This window comes from Dyadobacter endophyticus (genome assembly GCF_014641595.1).
Classification (GTDB): Bacteria; Bacteroidota; Bacteroidia; order Cytophagales; family Spirosomataceae; genus Dyadobacter; species Dyadobacter endophyticus.
The window spans coordinates 812,561-835,089 of sequence record NZ_BMIA01000001.1 but is presented as its reverse complement, the minus strand read 5'-3'; the positions used below and the strand labels follow the sequence as shown (position 1 = coordinate 835,089).

Genomic DNA, 22,529 nt, shown 5'->3' with positions numbered 1-22,529 from the left:
TAGCTCAAAGGTAGTCGTCATTCACATCAGGTGCCAATCACAATAGGTTATCCGCTATAACTAAAAGTTATCAAGTCAGCGTTCGGTAACCATAAATTGAAGCATATCAGGCAGTATTTCGATCTCTACCTCGACGGGCTTTTCTATTTTCAGCCGCTCGTCGTCAGCGTGGACGTCCTTTCCGTCCCAAAATACCTTCACATTCCTGGCACGGATGGTCGAAAAACTAAATTCCTTGTCTTCATGATTGATGCGGCTGACCAGGAAGGATTCGAATTTGTTGCGGCTTTCTTCCGAGACCATTACCACATCGAGCATGCCGTCGCCGGGGTCGGCTTTGCCCGCCAGCACCAGATTAGGGCCTATTGACCGAATATTCATGATCTCGACCATAATATAGTTACCCGAATGCTCCACGCCGTCGGCAACGATGGTGCAGGGCCTGGCTTCATAAGTTTGCACAATTTCGAGCAGCACCGCCCGGGCGGCTTTCAGTTTTTCCTCGGCCGTCTCGCCGATATCGTTCTCGATTTTGCCCATTACCTTCATCAGGCGCGGAAAAATGCCGTAACCGAATGCTTCCAGGAAGAAAAGGTCATCGCTCACACCGTGTACACGGCCGAGATCGAACGGTTGCAGCCGGTAATGGTGCCAATGCGGCGCTATGTCCTTCGGGTGCCCTTCAATCTGCAATGCGGTCGCGATGTTGTTGGCCGTTCCGTGTGGCAGCAAAGCCAGCGGGAATTGCTTATCGAGCCGCTTTCGCCTCATCAGCGCTTTTGCAGCGCGCCGGACGGTGCCGTCACCGCCTGCTATGATCAGGAAATCGGTCTCGTTATCGAAGTTATCCCAGCCTTCCTCCTTCACAGACGCATAGGCGCATTCGAAACCTTCTTTCGTGATGAGTTTGACCAGTTCCTTTTTGGAAAATTCGTTGTCTCCGGCTGTCGGGTTGTGTAAAAGGGTCGTTTTTTTCATATCAGGATGTGTAGCACACCTCGATTTCATAAAAAACATACCAGGCATAATTTTATTAATAATCACCTGAAAACGCTATACGTTATGAAAATCCTGGTAACGAACGACGACGGAATATACAGCCCGGGCCTTGCGGCGCTTGCCAAAATCGCTTCACGGTTCGGAGAAGTAAAAATTGTGGCCCCCGATGTGGAGCAATCCTCTATGGGCCACGCGATTACGGCATCCAGACCACTTTCCTACAAAAAATCTCCTATTGACTTTGCGGGCATCGATGCCTACCGTGTGAATGGCACACCGGCAGATTGCGTGGCATTGGGGCAACACCTCTGGGATAAACCCGACGTGGTACTTTCGGGGATCAACCTGGGGCCGAACCTGGGGAATGCGATGTGGCATTCGGGCACACTCGCCGCAGCTAAGCAGGCAGTACTGTTCGGAATCAAAGGCATTGCGTTAAGCACGCCCACCGACATCGAACCTGATTTTGACGCGCTCGACCCGTTTGTAGAAAAGGCATTGGACCTTTTATTTAAAAACCCACATTTAAACCTGGTGAATGTCAATTTCCCGCACGACCCCAAAGGCGTGCGCTGGACTCGCCAATCGGTGCGGCTTTATGACAACAACATCGTCCCCGCCCTCGACCCCATGGGCCGCAAGCATTACTGGTTCACCGTCGTGCCGTTGGAACCCGCCGAGGAAGGCACCGACCGCTGGGCCATTGAAAACCATTTCGTTTCCATTACACCGCTTCGCCTTGACCTGACCAACGAAGCTGAGCTGATCAAGGCGCAGCTGGCGTATCCGATTACATAAGTAGGTTCCGCTGCGCCGAGACTTTTTAGCGTGGTTTGTTATGTTAAACTATTTACGAGACGTTCCCTATTATAATGCCCCAATCCCGCGCCATCCTGGTGCGGGATTCCTTTTGTTAAAGTCTTTTGCAAATACATTAAGGGGTAGAATGGCTAAAATGCCGTCTTATCCCCAAGACAGACGTATTTTCATTAATTCCTGAATCCAAGAAATCAGTTATTCCCCACCATGAAACAAACCAATATTGGCAATTATCGCTGGGTTATTTGCGCGTTACTCTTCTTTGCAACTACCATCAACTACATCGACAGACAAATTCTTGGATTACTAAAACCGACCCTCGAAACAGAATTCAACTGGACAGAAACCGACTATGCCAACATCGTCATGGTGTTTGCGGGCTGTTATGCGGCAGGTTATATTGTATTTGGAAATATCATCGATAAGATCGGCTCGAAACTCGGTTATGCCGTCTCTATCATTATATGGAGCGTGGCGGCCGTTGCGCACGCATTTGTAAAAAGCACCTTCGGCTTTGGTGCCGTCCGTGCGATTCTGGGGCTGGGCGAAGCGGGCAACTTCCCTGCGGCGGTAAAAGCGACGGCCGAATGGTTCCCAAAACGCGAACGCGCGCTGGCGACCGGTATCTTCAACTCAGGAACAAGTATCGGTGCCGTAGCCGCACCCATTCTGGTTCCCTGGCTGTTAGCCACTTACAGCTGGCAAGGTGCGTTCCTGATCACCGGTGCGCTTGGCTTTATCTGGCTGATATTCTGGTGGTTGATGTACGAAATCCCGTCGCGCCACAAAAAGGTTCAGGCCGAAGAATATGCGTTCATCCACAGCGACAACGAAGCCGGCGACGGCGAGCACCAGCAGCCCATTCACTGGACCAAGCTCGTTACATTGCCTCAGACCTGGGTTTTTATTGTAGGTAAATTTCTGACAGACCCCGTGTGGTGGTTTTTCCTCTTCTGGCTACCCTCCTATTTTGCGACCACATTCGCATTGGATTTGAAGAAACCTAGTCTGCATCTGGCGATCGTTTACACCGCTACGACGTTTGGCAGCATCGGCGGAGGGTATTTGTCATCCTACCTGATCAAGAAAGGCTGGACACCTCTCAGAGCACGTAAAACGACATTGCTGGTGATGGCTTTCGCCGTAATGCCGATCATCCTGGCCCAATTCGCTACGGATATATGGACGGTGGTGGGTATTATCGCCATCGCTACCGCCGCCCACCAGGCATGGAGCGCCAATATTTTCACAATCGTATCCGATATTTTCCCAAAACGGGCAGTAAGCTCCGTCGTAGGCATCGGAGGGATGGCCGGTTCGCTTGGATCCACCTTCTTCCCGCTGCTGGTGGGCGCATTGCTGGACTATTACAAGGGCACGGGAAATATCGGCGCAGGTTACAATATCCTATTCATTATCTGCGGATTAGCCTACATTATTGCCTGGCTGATCATCCATTTCCTCACCAGCCGCATGAAACCGGTGGAAGAATCGTTAAAGAACTGATCTACCAAAAAATTACAAAAGCCGTTAACTATTGCCAGCATAGCATTCTGATGAAGAAGTACCGTTATCCCCTTTTTATTCTGGCGGTTTCGTCCTTATTGGTGTATTGTAAAACCAATAAACAAACCAGCCAGCAAACTGCATCCTCTGCCGCTACAAGCGTGGCCAAAGAAGAGAAGCCCGTCCGAACAACCGGCAAATCGCCATTTATACCGGCGTCTGAAACCATTGGCAAAATGGTTATCGAGGATGGTTTTGAAGTAAAACTAATTGCCGCCGAGCCGCTGGTGAGCGCACCGGTGGCCATGCAGTTCGACGACAAGGCCAGAATGTGGGTCGTGGAAATGGTAGGTTATATGCCCGACACGATCGGTACCGGTGAGGATATCCGCAATGGTAACATTGTGATCCTCGACGATAAAAATAAGGACGGTGTTTACGACGACCGTAAAGTCGTCATTGACTCACTCGTGCTTCCGCGCGCAATCTGTCTGATCGATAACGGTATCCTGGTAGCTGAGCCAACCAACCTTTGGTTTTATGAACTGAAAAATGATCAGGTCTTTAAAAAGACGCTCGTCGATCCTAAATACACCGAGGGCGGCAACGTGGAGCACCAGCCCAACGGCTTACTCCGCGCGATGGATAACTGGATATACAATGCCAAATCCGACAAGCGTTACCGCCGTGTGGGTGGTAAGTGGGTGATCGAGCATACCCATTTCCGCGGACAATGGGGGATTTGCCAGGACAATTATGGCCGCCTTTATTACAACAACAATTCCCAAAACCTGCTAGGCGACTATTTCCCGGCCGGTCTGGGAGCATGGAACAAGAACCAGAGAGGTGTGGCCGGCTACAACGAAAAGTCGGTGGCGAACAACAAGGTATACCCGCTGCACCCTACGCCGGGCGTCAACCGTGGTTATATGAAGAATGTTCTCGACGACAGCCTGCGCCTCAACGAATTTACCGCCGCTGCCGGCCCTGTCGTTTATCGTGGTGATTTGTTTGGCAAAAATTACGATTTCAATGCATTCGTACCGGAGCCTTCGGCGAACCTGATCAAACGCAACTTCCTGAATGAAAAAGGCTACGTTGTAAAAGGCGATATTGCTTATAAGGGTAAAGAGTTTCTGGCCAGCACCGACGAGCGTTTCCGCCCGGTAAGCCTCTACAACGCCCCCGACGGCAGTATGATCGTGCTCGACATGTACCGCGGCATTATCCAGCACAAAACTTATCTGACACCCTATCTGAAAGACCAGATCGGCAAACGCGACCTTACCCAGCCCCTTTCGGCAGGCCGCATTTACAAGATCGTTCCAAAGGGTTCACAATCCAAACCGGTAACTATTCCGGACGGCCCGCAGGAATTGGTGAAACTGCTAGGCCACCCCAACGGCTGGGTACGCGACCGGGCGCAACAAAAACTGATCGACGGAAAATACAACCAAACTGTACCAGCCCTTAGAGAAGCTGTAAAACAAACAGCCAATCCATTGCTGGCGATCCACGCGTTGTGGACCCTTGAAGGCCTGAATTCCCTAAAACCCGAAGAGGCATTAAGCTGGATCCGGCAATCGGCCTGGACTTTCCGTGCGCAGGGACTTTACGCGTCTGCGGCGGTGATCACGCCTGGCACTTACCAGCAGTTTGCAACTGCATTTGACGGCATCGTCGATTCGGGAGATACGCTCGCAGCGCCTTACGTTGCACTGCTGTGCAAGAGCATCGAAAAATTTGACCAGAATGCATCCCGCGGGCTGCTGAACAAGCTGGCGATCAAATACCCCAACAACCGCTACGTCTCCGATGCGGTGATCAGCAACTTACAGGATCAGGAAGAGCTCTTCCATGGCGCTATTTCGGCCTCGGTATCCGACCAGAATGCGGTGATCAACAAGCAGCTTACCCGTGTGGTAACCGCTATCCGCAGCGCTCAGGGCAACCGCAACCCTGAAATGCTGAAAAAAGAGTTTCCCAAAGGCGAAGCACTATTCACTTCCGTATGCCAAACCTGCCATGGTGCCGACGGCGGTGGCGTGAAATCGCTCGCACCGCCATTGAACCAGTCGGAATGGGTAACGGGTAGCAAGGATAAACTCATTTCCATTGTCCTTTTCGGCCTCACTGGCCCGGTGAAGGTAAATGGCCACGTGTACCAGACCCCCGAAGTAAGCGGCGACATGCCCGGCATCGGCTACGACAAGGACATGCCCAACGAAGACATCGCCCAGCTATTAAGCTTCATCCGCCGCTCCTGGCGCAACAATGCCGACAAGGTTACCACCGAAGAAGTAACCAAAGTCCGCACCAAGCTCACCGGCCGCGAGAAGTCATTTACCGAAGCGGAGCTGAACGGCATTTGATGGTATGTTGTTGATTTTGAATGAAAGGCGCCTCGCAAGGGGCGTTTTTTTAGTTTCAAATAAAAATAACTGACTAATTATGTCACAAATCTGAGACACTACACTACCTTTGCAACATCATGAAAGATACCGAGCAAAGCATTATCGAAGCCGCGATCCTGATTTTCAACGAGGATTTATCTGCCCCGCTGGAAAAAGTGGCGGATCGGGCGCAGGTGACGCGGCGGACTTTGCATAGGTATTTCAAAGACCGTAAGGAGCTGATGGACAAATGTCAGAAAGAGATCCGGAAGGCTTGCGCGATTGCAATGTCGGATGCTTACTATGCCTCGGCAAATCCAAGGGAGAGGCTGGAAACGATGTTTTATGCCGGACTCGATTGCGGTTCGAAAAACACCTTTTTGCATAAACTACACACGCTGCACGACCATAAACACCAGGTAGCCAACGAAGAATGCTCTGAATATGATCACACCTTCGAGCTCTGGAAAGGTAATCTGCAAGTGCTTCTGACAAAAGGCGTTATCAACCAAGGAATGACGGTCGACTGGATCCATAACTTCTTCCAGAGTGTAGTTGTGGTGTTCATTAACTCACAGCAAAATGGGGCGCTCGATCGTGCGGAGGCCCGGCAGCTTGCGTGGTTTTCATTCAGTAAGGGAATTGGTATTTAAAAAATTGCCCAATCATGTCTCATTTTTGAGACAAATACGTATTTCAACTATGACTGATCAACAAACCTTCGATGTCGCTATTATCGGCGGAAGCTATGCCGGGCTATCGGCTGCCATGACATTGGGCCGCGCCCGCCGGCATGTCGTCGTTATCGACAGCGGCCAGCCCTGCAACCGCCAGACGCCCCATTCGCACAACCTGATCACACACGACGGCAAGACGCCCGCTGAAATCTCCGCCCTCGCGCGCAAGCAGGTGCTCGCCTACCCAACCGTGCATATGCGTGAGGGACTCGCCAAGCACATATCGGGAAGCGATGGCGCGTTTACCGTCGCCACCGGTGATGGACAGATATTGCAAGCTAAAAAGCTGATTTTCAGCACTGGTATCCGCGACATTATGCCCGATATATCCGGCTTTGCCGAAAGCTGGGGCATCAGCGCCATCCACTGCCCCTACTGCCACGGCTACGAATACAGCGACGCCCGCACAGGCGTGCTCATGAATGGCGATATGGCATTGGAATACTTGAAAATGATCCGCAACTGGACGGCCGACCTTACCCTCTATACCAACGGCCCTGCGACATTCGACGAGGCGGCGCGGTCAAAAATGCTCGCATTCGGCGCGGAAATCGTAGAAGAGCCCATTGCCTCGCTCGAACATGAAAACGGCTACCTCAAAACGCTCCACCTGGCTAACGGCATCACCCGTGACATTACGGCGCTCTACCACCGCCCGGCGTTCGTGCAGCATTCGCTACTGCCCGAAGCATTGGGTTGTGAGCTCAATCCGCAGGGTTTTATCAAAGTCGATGACGCCCAAAAAACAACGGTCGTCGGCATCTACGCGGCGGGTGATAACAGCGGCGCATTCAGGGGGTTAACCGGTGCCATGGCCGCTGGCACCATCGCCGGAGCGAGGCTCAATCATGAATTAATCAATGAAGAGTACTGATTGGCGTGTTGCAATATGGTAGCTTTGCAGCTTTCGGCTGGCGGCCATCGGCTGGCGGCTATCGAACTGTTATTCTGTACTATTTAATAAAAGAGCCTACGGCCAAAAGCCGAAAGCCGAAAGCCAGACAATGTCCCTATTCAAAACAACCGCCCCTATTACTATTACCTGCTACAAACGTCTAGTGCCATTTCTTGAAAAGGAAGTGACAGAGCTTGGTTACCAGGTTGAAGAAACTTTTGCGACGGGTGTGCGGCTGAACGGCACGGTGAATGACTGCATTAAATTGAATTTGAACCTGTATTGCGCCAGTCAGGTACTTTACAGTCTCGGCACATTCAGTGCACAGCATCCCGATGATGTTTACAGGTTTTTGTTGAAAATGCAATGGGAGAATATTCTTGCCGACGATGCGTACTTCTCGGTCACCAGCAATGTAATGACGGCGACGGTCAACAATACCATGTTCGCGAACCTGCGCGTGAAAGATGCCATTGTGGACAGGTTGCGTGATAAAAAGGGCGCGAGGCCATCGACCGGTTCGGAGCTGAAAGGCGCGGTAGTGCATTTATTCTGGAAGGACGACCGGGCAGAGATCTTCATCGACACCTCTGGCGAAACAGTGGCCCGCCACGGTTACCGTAAGATTCCCGGCCAGGCTCCCATGCTTGAATCGCTTGCCTCGGCGACGATCCTTGCCAGCCAGTGGAACCGCCACTCGGCATTTGTCAATCCGATGTGTGGCTCAGGCACGCTTGCAATCGAGGCCGCATTGATCGCCACTAACAGCCGCCCAGGGCTTTTCAGGGATAACTATTCGTTCATGCATTTGCTGGGGTACGACGAGGAAGTGTATTTCGGGGCGCAGGAGCAGCTCGAGGCACAGATCATCGAGGCGCCAAAAGCGAGGATTATCGCTACCGACTACGACCAGAATGCCATTACCAATGCTAAAAAGAACGCCATCGCGGCAGGTGTGGCCGACATGATCGAGTTTAGCCTCTGCGATTTTGCGGACACAGAAATACCGGTCGACAACAAGGGTGTCTTCTTCGTAAATCCGGAGTATGGCGAACGGCTCGGGGAAATCAGCCAACTTGAAGAAACATATGGACGGATTGGTGATTTTATGAAACAGAAGTGTGGAGGATATTTCGGATATGTCTTCACCGGAAACCTGGACCTGGCCAAAAAAATAGGCCTCAAAGCAAAGCGCAGAATCGAGTTTTATTCGGGAAGAATCGATTGCAGGCTGCTGGAATATGAACTTTACGAAGGCACGAGAAGGATCTAAAGCTTACTTGACGGGAGAGAACGATAACTTTGGCATTACTTCTCAGTTACTTTGGCATAATATTTAGATAATATAATACATAACCATTTAGAAAATTGTCATGAAACATTCACAAAGTTCAGGAACCATGCCGCAAGGCCAGGACCGGAACCGGCCTGAAAACAAAGACAATCTGGATAGCAGACGTCGTGAAGAAGAAATGGTGAAAGGTAACCATATTACCAGCAACCAAAAAGAACGTCACAGTCTGGGAAAACAGCAAAGGTAGCATTCAAAGCACCTTATTAAATGGCTCCTAAGTTGAGACGAAGTCCGCATGTACGAACATCCGGACTTCGTTTTTTTGTGCTTAACCCGTCTTGCACCGCCAGCTCTGGCCGCTCTCCAAGGACTCTGTAAAAAAATCCGGGACAAGCCGCATGCATCCAATTTTCAGGAGAATTGAGCGTTCCTATGCTGGGTTCTCGCCTTTCGGCGGGCATTCACATAAAAAAACAGAACCAATGAAGCGATATCTGATAGCGCTCACCCTCCTGATCGGCGCCGTTTCCTGCGAATGGATTGGCAATACGCCCAGTTTTGGCGATGATTTCATTACCTACAATATCAAGGCGGGCAACCACGAGGTGGACCATAACCTGAATACGCCGTTCACTTCATCGTCCATGCGTTTCCAGGCGATGTTTGATAGCAGTTGTGTGTACAAAACTTCGGTACCCGAAAACCAGAACGATATCAACAAACTGTACGGATTTTCAGATTGCAGCTCGCAACACCAGAACAACAGTGCGCGCTTCGGCTGGAACTGGCGCGAAGGCGCGTTGCGCATATACGCGTACATATATGTGAACGGCGTGCGACAGGAGCGCGAGCTAGGCACCGCCGAATTGAACGAAACCACCAGCTTCCGGATCGATATCCGCGACAATTCGTATGTATTTACTTACCGAGGTATCGAAACCGTCATGCCGCGGCATTGCTCCGGCGGTGTAGGCGTGGCCTACAAGCTTCTCCCCTATTTCGGCGGCGACGAAACTGCGCCCCATAATATGCAGATCAAAATCAGGAATTTATAGTATTGGTGTATACCGTAATCGATTCCGGGGCGACAGTCAGTGCACTTGCACCGGCCTGTTGGGGCATCTCCTGCACCCCACCCCATATCGGATCGGAGGAGGCGATCAGCTTATGCCATGACAAATGCCCCGGCGGCAGAGATACCTCGTGCGGGGATTTCGAAAAGTTGAGAAAACCAACCAAATACTGCCGGCCCCAAACCCGCTGGATACAGATCAGCTCCTTTTCTTCCAAAACCTCTGCCGACAGTCCGTTGCGGTCGCATTCCCGGAATAACGGCAGTTCTTTTCGCAGGGCGATCCATTTCCGGTAGTATTGCAACATCGTCCGGTGCGGTGGGTTGTGGATGAGGTCCCATTGCAATTTTGAGTTCTCGAATGTCGAAACAGCGACGGGATCGGGTGCTTCTCCTTCGAGGTGAAATGCGGCAAATTCGCTCTTTCTACCTTTTCGCACGGCTTCGGCCAGTTCTTCGTCGGTATGGCTCACAAAGTACTGGAAAGGATTCGGCTCAGACCATTCTTCCCCCATGAAAAGCAGGGGTACGAAAGGGCTGACGAATACGGCTCCGGCCAGGAGCTTCTGCATTTCGAAACTCACCAACCGGCTCGTCCGCTCGCCGAGCATGCGATTGCCGACGTGGTCGTGATTTTGTGAAAAGACAATGAATTGCTGCCCCGGAATACCATCGGCTTTCATGCCAAACTTCCGCTTCCGGTGATCTGAATAAACCCCGTCGAACACATAAGCGTCTGCAAAAGACTTCCCAAGCGACACAACGCCTTTAAAATCAGAATAATAACCACTCCGCTCCTGCCCTGAGCTCACACGCAATGCATGGTGAAATTCGTCAACCCATTGCGCATGCATTCCATAACCGCCTGCATCGATAGGTTTGACGAAACGTGTATCATTCAAGTCCATTTCGACGATCAGGTAGTGCTGCCGACCAGTGTTCCGCGACAGTTCTTCCACTTTTTGCCTGATTTCCTGCAAAATGTGAACAGGGCCGAAATCTTTGATCGCATGAACCGCATCAAGGCGCAGACCATCGATATGAAAATGCCGGAACCACATCAATGCATTTTGTACAAAGTAATGCCGCACCGCATCCGACCACGCATCGTCAAAGTTGATCGCATCTCCCCAGGGCGTGTGGTATTTTTCGGTAAAATAATGACCAAAATCACCCAGGACATTGCCCTCCGGCCCCAGGTGGTTATATACCATATCCAGTATCACGGCCATGCCTCTTTCATGGCATGCATTTACCAGATGCTGCAAAGCACCAGGCCCGCCATAAGAATCCTGAACACTGTATGGAAAAACGCCATCGTAACCCCAGTTCCTATCGCCGGCAAACTGCGAAACGGGCATGATCTCGATTGCATTGACGCCCAATTCAACCAGGTGATCGAGCTTCTCTTCCATGGCCGCGAAGGTACCATCGGGCGTACACGTACCCGTGTGAATCTCATAAATAATGTAATCCTTCATGGCAGGATTCTGCCAGTTGCGGTCAGTCCATTCAATTTTTTGAACATCGAAGGTCTCCGAGGGCCCGTGTACGCCTTCCGGCTGGTAAAGAGTCGCCGGATCGGGATAGGGGCCTTTGCCATCCAGCAGGAAACCGTAGCGATCGCCGGGCCAAAGCGCCCGGGTCTGTAATGTCCAGAAACCATAGTCCCTTTGTTCCAAATCCAGTATGTTGGTCTCCTCGCCAAACAGCAATTGCACTTGCTCGGCCTTTGGCGCCCACACGAGCACCTGCGCCTCACCCTGTTCGTTAAATGTGACACCCGGCCGAATGGCCATCAAATCTTCATAACTCATATTTTCTGTTCCTTCAATGCATGTCTGAATACTACTATCGAACGGCTCTCCACGGAAAAACTATCGCCGGGTTTCAGCACCTGGCCGTCGCCGGTCACACAGGCCTCGACGGTATCGATCACCTTCCTCCATTCACTGCCGTATTTCCCCGGCGGCAGCGTATATTCGACCGGCTCGTAATGCGCATTGAAAATGATGTAAAAACTGTCGTCGTAAATAGGCTTGCCTTTCGGGTCCATGTGTCTGATCCCCTTTCCGTTTAGAAAAATGCCCAGAGACTTCGCATAATCGTGGCTCCAGTTTTCGTCGGGCATTTCCTCACCGCTAGGCAAAAACCAGGCGATGTCTTCGAGACCAACACCTTTGATGGGCACTCCACGGAACCAGTGCTTACGGCGGAATGTGGGGTGGGCTTTACAAAATGCAATCAGCTTTTGCGTGAACGTCAGCAATTTCTCGTCCATTTGATCCCAATTCAGCCAGGAAATCTCATTATCCTGACAGTAGGCATTGTTGTTCCCGTTCTGCGAGCGGCCCCATTCGTCGCCGGCTACGAGCATTGGTACGCCCTGGGAGAGAAAAAGGGTGGTCAGAAAATTGCGTTTCTGCTTGTTGCGGACTTCTATCACCTCCTCGTCCTCGGTAGGTCCTTCGGCACCGCAGTTCCAGGAACGGTTATGGCTTTCGCCGTCGTGGTTTTCTTCGCCATTTTCATCATTACGCTTCTCATTATACGAAACCAGATCGTTCAGTGTAAAACCGTCGTGTGCCGTTACAAAATTGATGCTTGCAGTAGGGAACCGTTCTTCGCCCTTGTACAGATCGGAACTGCCCGTGAAGCGCTCGGCGAATTCGGCGAGCATACTGTCGGCACCGCGCCAGTAATCGCGCATGCAATCGCGGTAACGGCCGTTCCATTCGGCCCAGCCAATGGGAAACTTGCCGACCTGGTAGCCATCGTCACCAATGTCCCATGGCTCAGCGATCAGTTTTACCTGCGATATCACAGGGTCCTGATGAATAATATCAAAGAACGCGCTTAGCCTGTCGACCTCATGCAGTTCACGCGCGAGCGTCGAGGCCAGATCGAACCGGAAGCCGTCGACATGCATTTCGGTGATCCAGTATCTCAGGCTGTCCATAATAAGTCGGAGCACGTTCGGGAGCCTGGCATTCAACGTATTGCCTGTACCGGTATAATCCATATAATAGCGACCGTCCATCAGGCGGTAATAGGCCATATTGTCGATTCCGCGGAACGAAAGCGTTGGCCCCAGGTGGCTTCCCTCGCCCGTGTGGTTGTAGACGACGTCCAGAATTACCTCGATGCCGGCTTTGTGCAGTTCTTTCACCATATTTTTGAATTCCTTCACCTGCTCCCCATGCGTTCCAGAGCTGCTATAACGGACGTCCGGTGCAAAAAAACCAATGGAGTTATAGCCCCAGTAATTGGTTAACCCGCGCTCCTGAAGGTGCCTGTCCGAAATAAAATGATGCACAGGCATGAGCTCCACGGCATTGATCCCCAGCTTTTTCAAGTAGGCGATGCTGCTGGGGTGGGCAAGCCCGGCGTAGGTACCGCGAATTTCCTCCGGGATGTCGGGATGCAGGTTGGTAAAACCTTTCACATGCAGTTCGTAGATGATCGTGTCGTGGTAAGGGATTTCCGGCGCCTGCTCACCTTCCCAGTCGAATAAATGGTCTGCAACTACCGATTTGGGAATGTATGGTGCACTGTCGAGCTCGCTGAAACTCAAATCTTCCTCGGGGTCGCCGATGTTGTAGCCAAACAGCGCGTCGTGCCATTGCACGGTGCCTGAAATGGCTTTGGCGTAGGGGTCGATGAGTAGCTTATTTGGATTGAAGCGTAATCCGACGCTCGGTTCGTAGGGTCCGTGAACCCGGTAACCGTACAGCTGACCGGGTTTCAAGCCGGGAACATAGGCATGCCAAACGTGGTGTGACACTTCCCTTACCTGTATTTTAATATGTTCACTTTTAGCCTCAGGACTATCAAACAGGCACAATTCCACACCTGTGGCATGTTCGGAATACAGCGCAAAATTCACCCCTTCCCCATCCCATGTCGCCCCGAGCGGGTACGGTTCGCCCGGGTAAACGGTCACATTACTTTCAACAGATTGATCTACTAGTGTTTTATTGGCAATCTTCTTCATATCAGTTTGTTTGAGTTCGGATACACCTTTTTCCACAGCGTCTGCACGGGTTTGCCTAAGTAACCTCAGCAGCTTTTTTAATGAAAAAAAATGGTGACAGCTCACGTATTAATACAAAATTGTGCCAACAAGCGCTGAACAGTTCCGGCAATAAATTCCCCAACAGCCAGTGCGGTGGCATACCTTTGTGCGACGGGCAGGAAGTCGATCCCGGTATACTTCACGCTTTCACAGAGCCTATTATCAGTTACGGGCCCGCATAAGTAGTCACTGGTACAATTTTTTTACTAAAAAATGCGCCTACACACGCACAGCAGCACTTTTACGCACACTTAAAATTACTGTGTTGAAAGTAATCTAACCGGAAGTCCCTGCCGATCCACCGGTTAGCCGACATCGGAATGATTCGCCGAGTCGAAAAACAGTGCCCATTTTACCCGAAACCATGATCCTTATTGTCGACGACAGGCCGGAAAACATTTTACCGCTTAAAAAAATCCTGGAACTCCACAATTTCAAGACCGATACCGCAGAATCGGGTGAAGAGGCATTGAAAAAAGTGCTTAATACAACTTACTCAGTCATTATCCTCGATGTACAAATGCCGGGGATGGACGGTTTCGAGGTTGCCGAGGCGATAGCGGGTTTTGGAAAAGCGAGAGACACGCCTATTATCTTCCTTTCGGCGGTTAATACAGAGAAAAAGTTTATTACAAAAGGCTATTCGTCAGGCGGTATCGACTATCTTACCAAGCCTGTCGATCCCGATATTCTGCTGCTGAAAGTCAAGACATTCTACCGGCTTTTTGAGCAGCAACAGGAGCTCAAAGCCATTCAGGAATCACTCCGCCACGAGATCGATATCCGCAAACATGCACAGGAAGAACTCGCCACCCGGATGGACGAGCTTCGCTTTATCCTCGAATCGCTGCCGCAAATCGCATTCACGATCCGGCCCGACGGTAAGATCGAATACATGAACAAGCATTGGTTCCAGTATTCGACCGACGCCGAGGCTTTTCCAGAGATGCATCCCGAGGACCAAACCTGCAAACGCTGGGAGCAGCATTTCAAAAATGGCCTGGAGTTCTCCTGCGAGACGCGCCTAAGGCACCTGACTACCCGCGATTACAAGTATTTTCTGCTCAAAATCATCCCTGTACTTCAAAACGGGACCATTGTGCGCTGGGTAGGCACATTTACCGATATACATCCGCAAAAGATGGCGAACGAACTGCTCGAACACAAAGTGGAATTGCGGACTAAGGAGCTTGTCGATAAAAATTCACAGCTCGAAACGACCAACCACGAGTTACAGCAATTTGCATGGGTAGTTTCGCATGATCTGAAAGAGCCGCTTCGCAAAATTCAGACATTCAACCACTTAATTAAAGACAAATACCTCACCGGTAACGACGAGGCAATCTCCTATCTCAACAGATCGATCAGTTCCTCGGCCCGGATGTCGCGGCTTATCAGTGATTTGCTCGATTACTCACGGCTTTCGGTGACTGCCTATTTCCAGCCAACCGACCTGAATGCGCTTGCGGACGAATTGCTCGCCGATTTCGATGAGACGATACGGGAGAAGAAAGCCAGCATTCGGAAAGACCGGCTTCCCGTCCTCGAAACGATTCCAAGCCAGATTCGGCAGGTATTCCAGAACCTGATCAGTAATGCACTGAAATTTTCCAGACCTGATACGGCGCCGGTCATCGATATTCGCTACGAAGTCATCGATAGCAAGGAACTTTCCGGGGCAGTCTCACAGGACGGCCCGTATTGCAGGATCACCATTGCCGACAACGGCATCGGGTTCGACGAGAGGTTCCTCGACCGGATCTTCGTCATTTTTCAGCGGCTCAACAATATCAATGCTTACGAAGGCACGGGCATCGGGCTGGCGATCGCGAAAAAGATTATGGATAAACATAACGGCCTGATCTCAGCCAGGAGCACCGAAAACGAAGGTTCCGAATTCATTTTGATACTTCCGTTTGTTCAGGAACAGACGCTGACAACCATTAAAACCGACCATTAGCAGACGCCCTTTATGAAGAAAGTTTCCAATTCGATCATCCAACAATTACAGATCGTCTTTTCCTTCTCCATCCTGCTCCTTTTTTTCAGCCTTCTGGCGTCCTATTACAGTACGCAGAAACTGATCAATAACTCGGAGCTCGTCAACCACACCAATGCAGTGCTCATTGAGGCGGAGGCTATTATTTCGCATATGAAAGATGCGGAAACCGGCCAGCGCGGGTTTCTGATAACAAGCGAGCCCCAATTCCTGGAACCTTATGAGGGCGCTTACGAAAAAACCACCAACAGCTACAACAACCTGGTGGAGCTAACCGCAGATAACCCGCTACAACAAAAGAACCTGCGGGAGATAAAGGCGCTCTACGAAGCTAAATTCGGCCAGATGCAGAATATCATCGATATGGCCAAAAAGAACTCCAATTTCGTGGACGACACCGATGCACGACTGCGGGAAATGGTGAGGGGCAAAAAAATAATGGACGATCTGCGGCTCGCTTCCGAACGGATCAAGGAAGAAGAAAGTAACAAACTGGCCGAACGCCTCGAGCAGCAGCAGGTTTATATTAAGTATACCCCTATTCTGCTGATAGCCGCCGCACTGATATCGATCCTGATCACGATATCCTCCTACTTGCGCATCCGCGCGGATATCGGCAAGCGGATCGCACAACAGAGACTGGACGAAGAAAAGTACGCCGAAACCAGCCGCCGCATCGGCCATATAGAGCAGGTTACACGGCAGGTGTCCGATGGCGACTATTCGGCCCGCAGCACCGACGAAACCGACGATGAACTCGGCCGGATTTCCACGGCGCTGAATATCATGGCCGGCTCGCTCGAACAGACATTCCACGATTTGAGTATTCAGAACTGGTTGCAGGCCGGAGATGTGCAGATCAACGATGCGATCCGAGGTGAGCGCGTGCTCAAAAAGCTCTCCTCAAAGTTGATCAACACCCTCACCGCATACTCCGGCGCGCATCTGGGGACGATGTATATTCTAGACACCGACTGGAATTTCCGCCTGACGGGCAGCTTTGCGGCTCAAAATGCACCGGAAACCATCGTGGCCGGGCAGGGATTGTGCGGTCAGGTGATCGATTCAAAGAAACCCCTGCTCGTCCGTGACGTTCCTGACCATTACCTTAAAATAACATCCAGTCTTGGGGAAACCAGTCCGGTAGCACTGGCGATTCTCCCACTCGTGTACTCCTATGAGTGCATAGGCGTGATTGAACTGGGCTTCCTGAAAACCCCGGAGGAACTTACCATGCGTTTCCTGGAAGAAAACCTGGAAACAATGGCTAGCGGGGTCAATTCAGCATTGGATTATGTCAAACTTCAAAATTTTCTGGAAGAAACCCAGGCACAGGCAGAAGAACTTCAGACGCAGCACAACGAACTAGAAAACCTGAATGCGGAGCTGGAAGCGCAATCGCAGAAATTGCAGGCTTCCGAGGAAGAGCTGAGAGTACAGCAGGAGGAACTGCAACAGACCAACGAGGAGCTCGAAGAGCGGAGCGGATTACTGGAAGAAAAGAATATTGAAATACAAAAAAAGGCCGAGGAACTGGAACTGACCACCCGGTACAAATCGGAATTCCTGGCCAATATGTCGCATGAATTGCGCACGCCCCTGAACTCTATCCTGCTTTTGAGCCGGCTGCTTGCCGAAAACGACGATAAGAACCTTACCGGCGAACAAATCGAATATGCGACGGTCATTCAATCCTCGGGCAACGGTCTGCTCGGCCTGATCGACGAAATCCTTGACCTCTCCAAGATTGAGGCAGGAAAAATGGAGCTGGATTACGTCAACGTTTCTGTCAGAGAAATTTGTGACGATATGAAGACCCTGTTTGCACCGGTCGCACGGGAAAAAGATCTCGACTTCTCAGTAACTGTCGCGGATGGGGTTCCTCCGGTGATCGAGACAGACAAAATGCGGCTGGAACAGATCCTGAAAAACCTGATATCCAATGCGTTGAAATTCACAGCGCAAGGCTCGGTGGACATTGTCGCCAAACCCAATGATGGCAATGATGAAATGTTGTGTTTCGTAGTCCGTGATACCGGCATCGGTGTCGCGCCCGAAAAGCAGCATCATATTTTTGAAGCCTTCCAGCAGGCCGATGGTTCTACCAAACGCAAGTACGGCGGTACCGGGCTGGGGTTATCCATTAGCCGCGAACTGGCCAAGCTGTTGGGCGGGGAAATATCGCTCACCAGCGTTGTCGGCCAGGGAAGTGAATTTACACTCTTCGTTCCTGTCAGGGCTTCTTATGGCAGTCCCGAACCGGAAACGGTCAATTTCTTCGGGAATTATCAGGAGGAAACGGCTCCAAGCGCGGTAGCGGCAACCCAGAACCGCTTCATCAGCACGGTTATCCCCGAAAGCATTCCCGACGACCGCTCGACAGTGGATGAAGCTTCAAAAACGATCCTGATCATCGAGGATGACACCTTTTTTGCCAAATCATTGCTCGATTATACCCGTAAACAGGGGTACAAAGGCATTGTAGCAGTACGGGGAGACGAAGGGCTGGAACTCGCGCGGACATTCAGGCCGATGGGCATCCTGCTCGATATCCAACTGCCGGTCGTCAGTGGGTGGGAAGTAATGGACCAGTTGAAAAACGATCCGGAAACCCGTCCCATTCCGGTACACATTATGTCGTCGCACCGTATGAAAAACGAGAGCCTGCAAAAGGGCGCGGTCGACTTTATCGACAAGCCGGTGGCAATCGAGAAAATGGACGAGGTATTCCGCAAAATCGAATATGTGATCAGCAAGAAATCGAAGAAGGTGCTGATCGTCGAGGACAATTCCATGCATGCAAAAGCATTGGCCTACTACCTGGGCACCTTCGACATCCATTCCGAACTGAAAAGCGATATCAACGACGGTATTAAGGCGCTTTCCGGCAATGAGGTCGACTGCGTGATCCTCGACATGGGTATTCCCGACAAAAAGGCTTACGAAATCCTGGAAGAGGCCAAAAAGAATCCTGGTTTGGAGCATCTTCCTATTATTATTTTTACTGGAAAAAGCCTTTCAATGACCGAAGAACTGCGAATCAGGCAGTATGCGGACTCGATCATCGTCAAAACAGCGCATTCCTACCAACGCATGCTCGATGAGGTTTCCCTATTCCTGCATGTGGTGGAAGAAAATAAGAAAAATGCCCGCAAGGGAACCGAAGGTCGAAGGCTGGGCGGACTGAGCGAGATTTTGAACAATAAAACAGTGCTGATCGCAGATGACGACGTCCGGAACATTTTCTCGCTTTCCAAGTCATTGGAAACTTATAAAATGAATGTCCTGACTGCGCTCGACGGCAAAGAAGCACTGCAAAAATTGCAGGAAAACCCAGAGGTGGACGTGGTGTTGCTCGATATGATGATGCCGCAAATGGACGGCTATGAAACAGCCAGGCGCATTCGCGAAAACCCGCAGTGGCGCAACCTGCCCGTGATCGCCGTTACAGCCAAAGCCATGACAGGCGACCGCGAAAAATGCATTAATGCAGGCGCTTCTGACTATATTACAAAGCCTGTGGACATCGACCAGCTGATGTCGTTGCTGCGGGTATGGTTATATGAAAAATCGTGACCCTCATAATGGAAAAGAAAAAGATCATGATCGTCGACGACGATGCACGGAACATCTTCGCACTTAAAGCTACGCTAAAATCAAAGGGGTTCGACTGCATTGCCTGCACCGGGGCGACCGAAGCATTGGACATTCTGCGGCGCGAGAATCCTGTGGATGCCGTACTGATTGACATGATGATGCCGGAAATGGACGGCTACGAGGCCATTCCGCTGATGAAAAAACTCGACGGCAGGCTACCGGTAATTGCCGTAACCGCGCAGGCTATGGTGGGCGACCGCGAAAAATGCCTGGCAGCCGGCGCGGACGATTATATTTCCAAACCGATTGATGTCGACAAACTATTGAAAGTACTTAGCAGCATCTGACTCCATGATTGAAGAGGAAGATATCGATCTTTTGCTGAATGACCTGTTCGATCTTTACGGATACGATTTCACGCGGTATTCACGCGCTTCGTTGAAACGCAGGATCATCCGGCTGTGCTCGCTCGATAAGTTCCCCAGTTTTGCAGAACTGCGCTACCGTGTTCGCAGCGACCCTTCGTATCTCAAACGGTTTGTAGAGGAAGTGACGGTGAATGTAACCGAAATGTTCCGGGACCCTGGTTTCTACAAATCACTGCGCGAGGATGTACTTCCCGTGTTGGGTACGAAACCATTTATCAGGATCTGGCACGCGGGTTGTTCTACGGGCGAAGAGGTGTATTCGATGGCGATACTGCTCAAAGAAGCCAACCTGCTGCGGCGCTCGCTACTTTATGCAACCGACCTTAACCCGAGCGTGCTGGAAAAAGTAAGGAAAGGCATATTTCCCCTGGCGCTGATGAAGCAGTATTCCGAAAGCTACATGAACGCGGGAGGTACCAGGGATTTTTCAAGCTATTACACGGCACAATATGGCCAGGCTAAATTTGATAATGAACTTTCGGAAAAGATCATCATTTCGACTCATAACCTGGTCTCGGATAGCTCTTTCAATGAATTTGATCTGATCCTGTGCCGTAACGTGCTCATATACTTTGACAAGGAATTGCAGGACAGGGTGCTCAAACTGTTCGATGCAAGCCTTGGAACGCTCGGTCACCTGGCATTGGGAACGAAAGAGACATTGAAATTCTCGGCTGTACAAAATAAGTTCAAGCAACTGAACCGGGAAAAAATATGGAAGAAGATCATTTGAACCATACTTGTGCGTTCCTTCTGATCGGAGGTTCGGCGGGTAGCCTGGAAGTTCTCTTCAAGCTGCTTCCATTGTTGCGCGCGGACCTGCCGTTTCCTATCGCCCTGGTGTTGCACCGGCGCAGTTCGGCCGACTCCTCGCTGTCGGAGTTATTGGCTTCCAAAACTTTAAACCCTACCCAGGAAGTGGAAGACAAGGAGCCCATTACTTCCGGCACGATCTACCTTGCACCCGCCGATTACCATTTGCTCATCGAACATGACCACACTTTTTCGCTGGATTACTCGGAAAAAATCAACTTCAGCAGGCCCAGTATCGACGTCACCTTCGAATCGGCCGCGGAGGTCTACGGGCCGCGACTCGTGGGCATACTGCTTTCGGGTGCCAATGAAGATGGTACCAGGGGCCTCACAGCCGTGAAACGCGCCGGAGGCATAGCAGCAGTGCAAAATCCTGATACTGCGCAAATGCCTTTCATGCCGCACTATGCCCTTACCCACCTGCCTGTCGACTACGTCTTTGATACCATACAAATGGCCGCATTCATTAACTCACTGGCATAATTTTTATTAGCGACCGTTGATTTCTACCATAAAAGCGAGATTCAGTCTTTCTTTTTAAAAGAGTAAATGAGGAGATTTGTGGAGAGTTAAACCAGTAAGATCATGGCAAAGCCCAGTAAAATATATAGCGTCTTATTCAACAAATGCCCGCAATGCGGTGAGGGTGATTTTTTCATAACCAAAAGCGCCTATAACCTCCGGAATTTCGACAAAATGAACCGGCATTGCCCTAACTGCGGCGCCGATTTCGTGCCAGAACCAGGTTTCTACCAAGGCGCATTATACGTCAGCTACGCGTTGTACGTGGCATTTATGGTGATTTACTTTCTGATATTCGTGAACCTTTTCAGAGAATATCTCGATTATTTCCTGATAAGCATTATACCGATTCTGGTGATCCTGACACCGCTCTTTTACCGCATGGCGCGCCGGACCTGGCTTGCATTGTTCATCAAGCCGGCTTCGTCCAAAGAACGGGCATAATGCGTTTACACTGCCGGACTCTTCCGGAAATCTTCCGGTGTCATGCCGGTTTCTTTCCGGAAGAACTTGGTAAAGTAGGAGTTATCATTGAAATTGAGCTTGTAGGCGATTTCCGATACGGTCAGGTCGAGGTTGATCAGCAGTCTTTTTGCCTCTAAAACGATCCGGTTGCGGATCAGCTCACCCGCCTGTATCCCCAGATGTTCTTTGCACAACGCGTTCAGGTGGTTGGGCGTCACATTCAACATGTCGGCATATTGCCCGGGCAGTCGCAAGCGGTCGTAATGTTTATCAATCAGACGGATGAAATTCCGCACCGTCGCATTTTTCCCTTTCCCTCCATTGCTTTTTCTGTCGACCGAATCGCTCTGTTCGATCAGCAGGAAGATTTGCAGCAGTAGCACCCGCACCATATCGTCGCGCCATGCAATCGCCTGCGTATTTTGACTGAGTAATTCTTCAAATAATTCGCAAATACGCCCCCGGATGCCCTCGGACAGCATCAGGACATTGTTGCTGCTGTCCTGGTCGAGAAATGAAAACGAATCCAGGTATTCCGGTTGCAACAGGAAGGATTGAAAGAAAGAGTCCGAAAAGTTGACGACGTAACCCTCCATTTGTTCATTAAAATCCCACGTATGCACTTGGCCGGGAATCATGAAATAGATCTGAAAAGGTGAAGCCTGAAAATGGTGAAAATCAATAGTGTGCCGGCCACTGCCTTCGGTGAAAAGTACCAAATGATAAAAGCTGTGGCGGTGAGGAAAAACAAGGCTCTGATGTTCGTGCACATAATCCGAGAAGCGTGCGATCATGATATGATCTTCGCGGTATTCGGAAAGCGGGCCGATATCGAGCCGGGGAAATGAACCGTGCATGACAATAGTGAAATTGGGTCAGGGCCGGTAAGTTAACGTTTATTCATGATTTGACACC

Annotated in this window: 18 protein-coding genes; 14 read left to right on the top strand and 4 right to left on the bottom strand. The window is 50.7% G+C overall.

The features are described 5' to 3' along the window. Window positions 1-75 precede the first annotated feature (75 nt). Window positions 76-978, bottom strand: coding sequence for a diacylglycerol/lipid kinase family protein (locus IEY24_RS03420; protein ID WP_188928662.1), 903 nt, complete (start codon window positions 976-978; stop codon window positions 76-78). 84 nt (window positions 979-1,062) lie between these two features. Between IEY24_RS03420 and surE the strand changes: the two genes are divergently transcribed. From surE to IEY24_RS03380, 8 genes are all read left to right on the top strand, one after another. Continuing rightward, on the top strand, window positions 1,063-1,797 hold the full coding sequence (surE, locus tag IEY24_RS03415; protein WP_188928660.1) for a 5'/3'-nucleotidase SurE: 735 nt from the start codon (window positions 1,063-1,065) through the stop codon (window positions 1,795-1,797). Between the two features lie 228 nt (window positions 1,798-2,025). Beyond that, a complete protein-coding gene (locus IEY24_RS03410) occupies window positions 2,026-3,324 on the top strand; it encodes an MFS transporter (protein WP_188928654.1) in 1,299 nt (432 codons plus the stop codon). 50 nt (window positions 3,325-3,374) lie between these two features. Beyond that, on the top strand, window positions 3,375-5,696 hold the full coding sequence (locus tag IEY24_RS03405) for a DUF7133 domain-containing protein (RefSeq protein WP_188928652.1): 2,322 nt from the start codon (window positions 3,375-3,377) through the stop codon (window positions 5,694-5,696). A 119-nt stretch (window positions 5,697-5,815) separates the two neighbouring features. Then, window positions 5,816-6,370, top strand: a complete 555-nt coding sequence (locus tag IEY24_RS03400; RefSeq protein ID WP_188928651.1) for a TetR/AcrR family transcriptional regulator — start codon at window positions 5,816-5,818, stop codon at window positions 6,368-6,370. 49 nt (window positions 6,371-6,419) lie between these two features. Next, entirely contained in the window at window positions 6,420-7,328 is a 909-nt protein-coding gene (locus IEY24_RS03395) for an NAD(P)/FAD-dependent oxidoreductase (RefSeq protein WP_188928650.1), read from the top strand. Window positions 7,329-7,458: 130 nt separating this feature from the next. Then, window positions 7,459-8,622: a THUMP domain-containing class I SAM-dependent RNA methyltransferase gene (locus IEY24_RS03390; protein ID WP_188928649.1), complete on the top strand. Its 1,164-nt coding sequence runs from the start codon at window positions 7,459-7,461 to the stop codon at window positions 8,620-8,622. A 100-nt stretch (window positions 8,623-8,722) separates the two neighbouring features. After that, window positions 8,723-8,890, top strand: coding sequence for a hypothetical protein (locus tag IEY24_RS03385; RefSeq protein ID WP_188932351.1), 168 nt, complete (start codon window positions 8,723-8,725; stop codon window positions 8,888-8,890). 235 nt (window positions 8,891-9,125) lie between these two features. Then, complete coding sequence (locus IEY24_RS03380) at window positions 9,126-9,698, top strand: hypothetical protein (RefSeq protein WP_188928648.1); 573 nt, start codon at window positions 9,126-9,128, stop codon at window positions 9,696-9,698. Here IEY24_RS03380 and treZ read toward each other — a convergent pair. After that, window positions 9,685-11,532 carry a malto-oligosyltrehalose trehalohydrolase gene (gene treZ / locus IEY24_RS03375; RefSeq protein ID WP_188928647.1) on the bottom strand — a complete coding sequence of 616 codons (1,848 nt, stop codon included), beginning with the start codon at window positions 11,530-11,532 and terminating at the stop codon, window positions 9,685-9,687. The genes IEY24_RS03380 and treZ overlap by 14 nt on opposite strands. Continuing rightward, window positions 11,529-13,709, bottom strand: coding sequence for a glycogen debranching protein GlgX (gene glgX, locus IEY24_RS03370; RefSeq protein ID WP_188928646.1), 2,181 nt, complete (start codon window positions 13,707-13,709; stop codon window positions 11,529-11,531). The genes treZ and glgX overlap by 4 nt, the downstream gene beginning before the upstream one ends. A 445-nt stretch (window positions 13,710-14,154) precedes the next feature. Between glgX and IEY24_RS03365 the strand changes: the two genes are divergently transcribed. From IEY24_RS03365 to IEY24_RS03340, 6 genes are all read left to right on the top strand, one after another. After that, the gene (locus IEY24_RS03365) at window positions 14,155-15,750 is read left to right on the top strand and encodes a hybrid sensor histidine kinase/response regulator (protein ID WP_188928644.1); all 1,596 of its coding nucleotides are present in this window, start codon (window positions 14,155-14,157) and stop codon (window positions 15,748-15,750) included. Between the two features lie 12 nt (window positions 15,751-15,762). Beyond that, window positions 15,763-19,365 (top strand): response regulator, encoded by a 3,603-nt coding sequence (locus IEY24_RS03360; RefSeq protein ID WP_188928642.1) that lies wholly within the window; start codon window positions 15,763-15,765, stop codon window positions 19,363-19,365. 8 nt (window positions 19,366-19,373) lie between these two features. Further along, window positions 19,374-19,733 carry a response regulator gene (locus IEY24_RS03355; RefSeq protein ID WP_188928640.1) on the top strand — a complete coding sequence of 120 codons (360 nt, stop codon included), beginning with the start codon at window positions 19,374-19,376 and terminating at the stop codon, window positions 19,731-19,733. 4 nt (window positions 19,734-19,737) lie between these two features. Further along, window positions 19,738-20,547, top strand: a complete 810-nt coding sequence (locus IEY24_RS03350; RefSeq protein ID WP_188928638.1) for a CheR family methyltransferase — start codon at window positions 19,738-19,740, stop codon at window positions 20,545-20,547. Beyond that, window positions 20,529-21,110, top strand: a complete 582-nt coding sequence (locus tag IEY24_RS03345; protein ID WP_188928635.1) for a chemotaxis protein CheB — start codon at window positions 20,529-20,531, stop codon at window positions 21,108-21,110. Before IEY24_RS03350 ends, IEY24_RS03345 begins: the two co-directional genes overlap by 19 nt. Before the next feature lie 102 nt (window positions 21,111-21,212). Then, window positions 21,213-21,593 (top strand): DUF983 domain-containing protein, encoded by a 381-nt coding sequence (locus IEY24_RS03340; protein WP_188928633.1) that lies wholly within the window; start codon window positions 21,213-21,215, stop codon window positions 21,591-21,593. A gap of 5 nt (window positions 21,594-21,598) precedes the next feature. On the opposite strand, the gene IEY24_RS03335 is transcribed toward IEY24_RS03340, so the two are convergent. After that, a complete protein-coding gene (locus IEY24_RS03335; RefSeq protein WP_188928631.1) occupies window positions 21,599-22,471 on the bottom strand; it encodes an AraC family transcriptional regulator in 873 nt (290 codons plus the stop codon). Window positions 22,472-22,529 lie beyond the last annotated feature (58 nt).

What these genes read in the sequence shown, in the direction of transcription:
- IEY24_RS03420 (WP_188928662.1), bottom strand. Translation starts at nt 978, where the DNA reads ATGAAAAAAACGACCCTTTTACACAACCCGACAGCCGGAGACAACGAA.
- surE (WP_188928660.1), top strand. Translation starts at nt 1,063, where the DNA reads ATGAAAATCCTGGTAACGAACGACGACGGAATATACAGCCCGGGCCTT.
- IEY24_RS03410 (WP_188928654.1), top strand. Translation starts at nt 2,026, where the DNA reads ATGAAACAAACCAATATTGGCAATTATCGCTGGGTTATTTGCGCGTTA.
- IEY24_RS03405 (WP_188928652.1), top strand. Translation starts at nt 3,375, where the DNA reads ATGAAGAAGTACCGTTATCCCCTTTTTATTCTGGCGGTTTCGTCCTTA.
- IEY24_RS03400 (WP_188928651.1), top strand. Translation starts at nt 5,816, where the DNA reads ATGAAAGATACCGAGCAAAGCATTATCGAAGCCGCGATCCTGATTTTC.
- IEY24_RS03395 (WP_188928650.1), top strand. Translation starts at nt 6,420, where the DNA reads ATGACTGATCAACAAACCTTCGATGTCGCTATTATCGGCGGAAGCTAT.
- IEY24_RS03390 (WP_188928649.1), top strand. Translation starts at nt 7,459, where the DNA reads ATGTCCCTATTCAAAACAACCGCCCCTATTACTATTACCTGCTACAAA.
- IEY24_RS03385 (WP_188932351.1), top strand. Translation starts at nt 8,723, where the DNA reads ATGAAACATTCACAAAGTTCAGGAACCATGCCGCAAGGCCAGGACCGG.
- IEY24_RS03380 (WP_188928648.1), top strand. Translation starts at nt 9,126, where the DNA reads ATGAAGCGATATCTGATAGCGCTCACCCTCCTGATCGGCGCCGTTTCC.
- treZ (WP_188928647.1), bottom strand. Translation starts at nt 11,532, where the DNA reads ATGAGTTATGAAGATTTGATGGCCATTCGGCCGGGTGTCACATTTAAC.
- glgX (WP_188928646.1), bottom strand. Translation starts at nt 13,709, where the DNA reads ATGAAGAAGATTGCCAATAAAACACTAGTAGATCAATCTGTTGAAAGT.
- IEY24_RS03365 (WP_188928644.1), top strand. Translation starts at nt 14,155, where the DNA reads ATGATCCTTATTGTCGACGACAGGCCGGAAAACATTTTACCGCTTAAA.
- IEY24_RS03360 (WP_188928642.1), top strand. Translation starts at nt 15,763, where the DNA reads ATGAAGAAAGTTTCCAATTCGATCATCCAACAATTACAGATCGTCTTT.
- IEY24_RS03355 (WP_188928640.1), top strand. Translation starts at nt 19,374, where the DNA reads ATGGAAAAGAAAAAGATCATGATCGTCGACGACGATGCACGGAACATC.
- IEY24_RS03350 (WP_188928638.1), top strand. Translation starts at nt 19,738, where the DNA reads ATGATTGAAGAGGAAGATATCGATCTTTTGCTGAATGACCTGTTCGAT.
- IEY24_RS03345 (WP_188928635.1), top strand. Translation starts at nt 20,529, where the DNA reads ATGGAAGAAGATCATTTGAACCATACTTGTGCGTTCCTTCTGATCGGA.
- IEY24_RS03340 (WP_188928633.1), top strand. Translation starts at nt 21,213, where the DNA reads ATGGCAAAGCCCAGTAAAATATATAGCGTCTTATTCAACAAATGCCCG.
- IEY24_RS03335 (WP_188928631.1), bottom strand. Translation starts at nt 22,471, where the DNA reads ATGCACGGTTCATTTCCCCGGCTCGATATCGGCCCGCTTTCCGAATAC.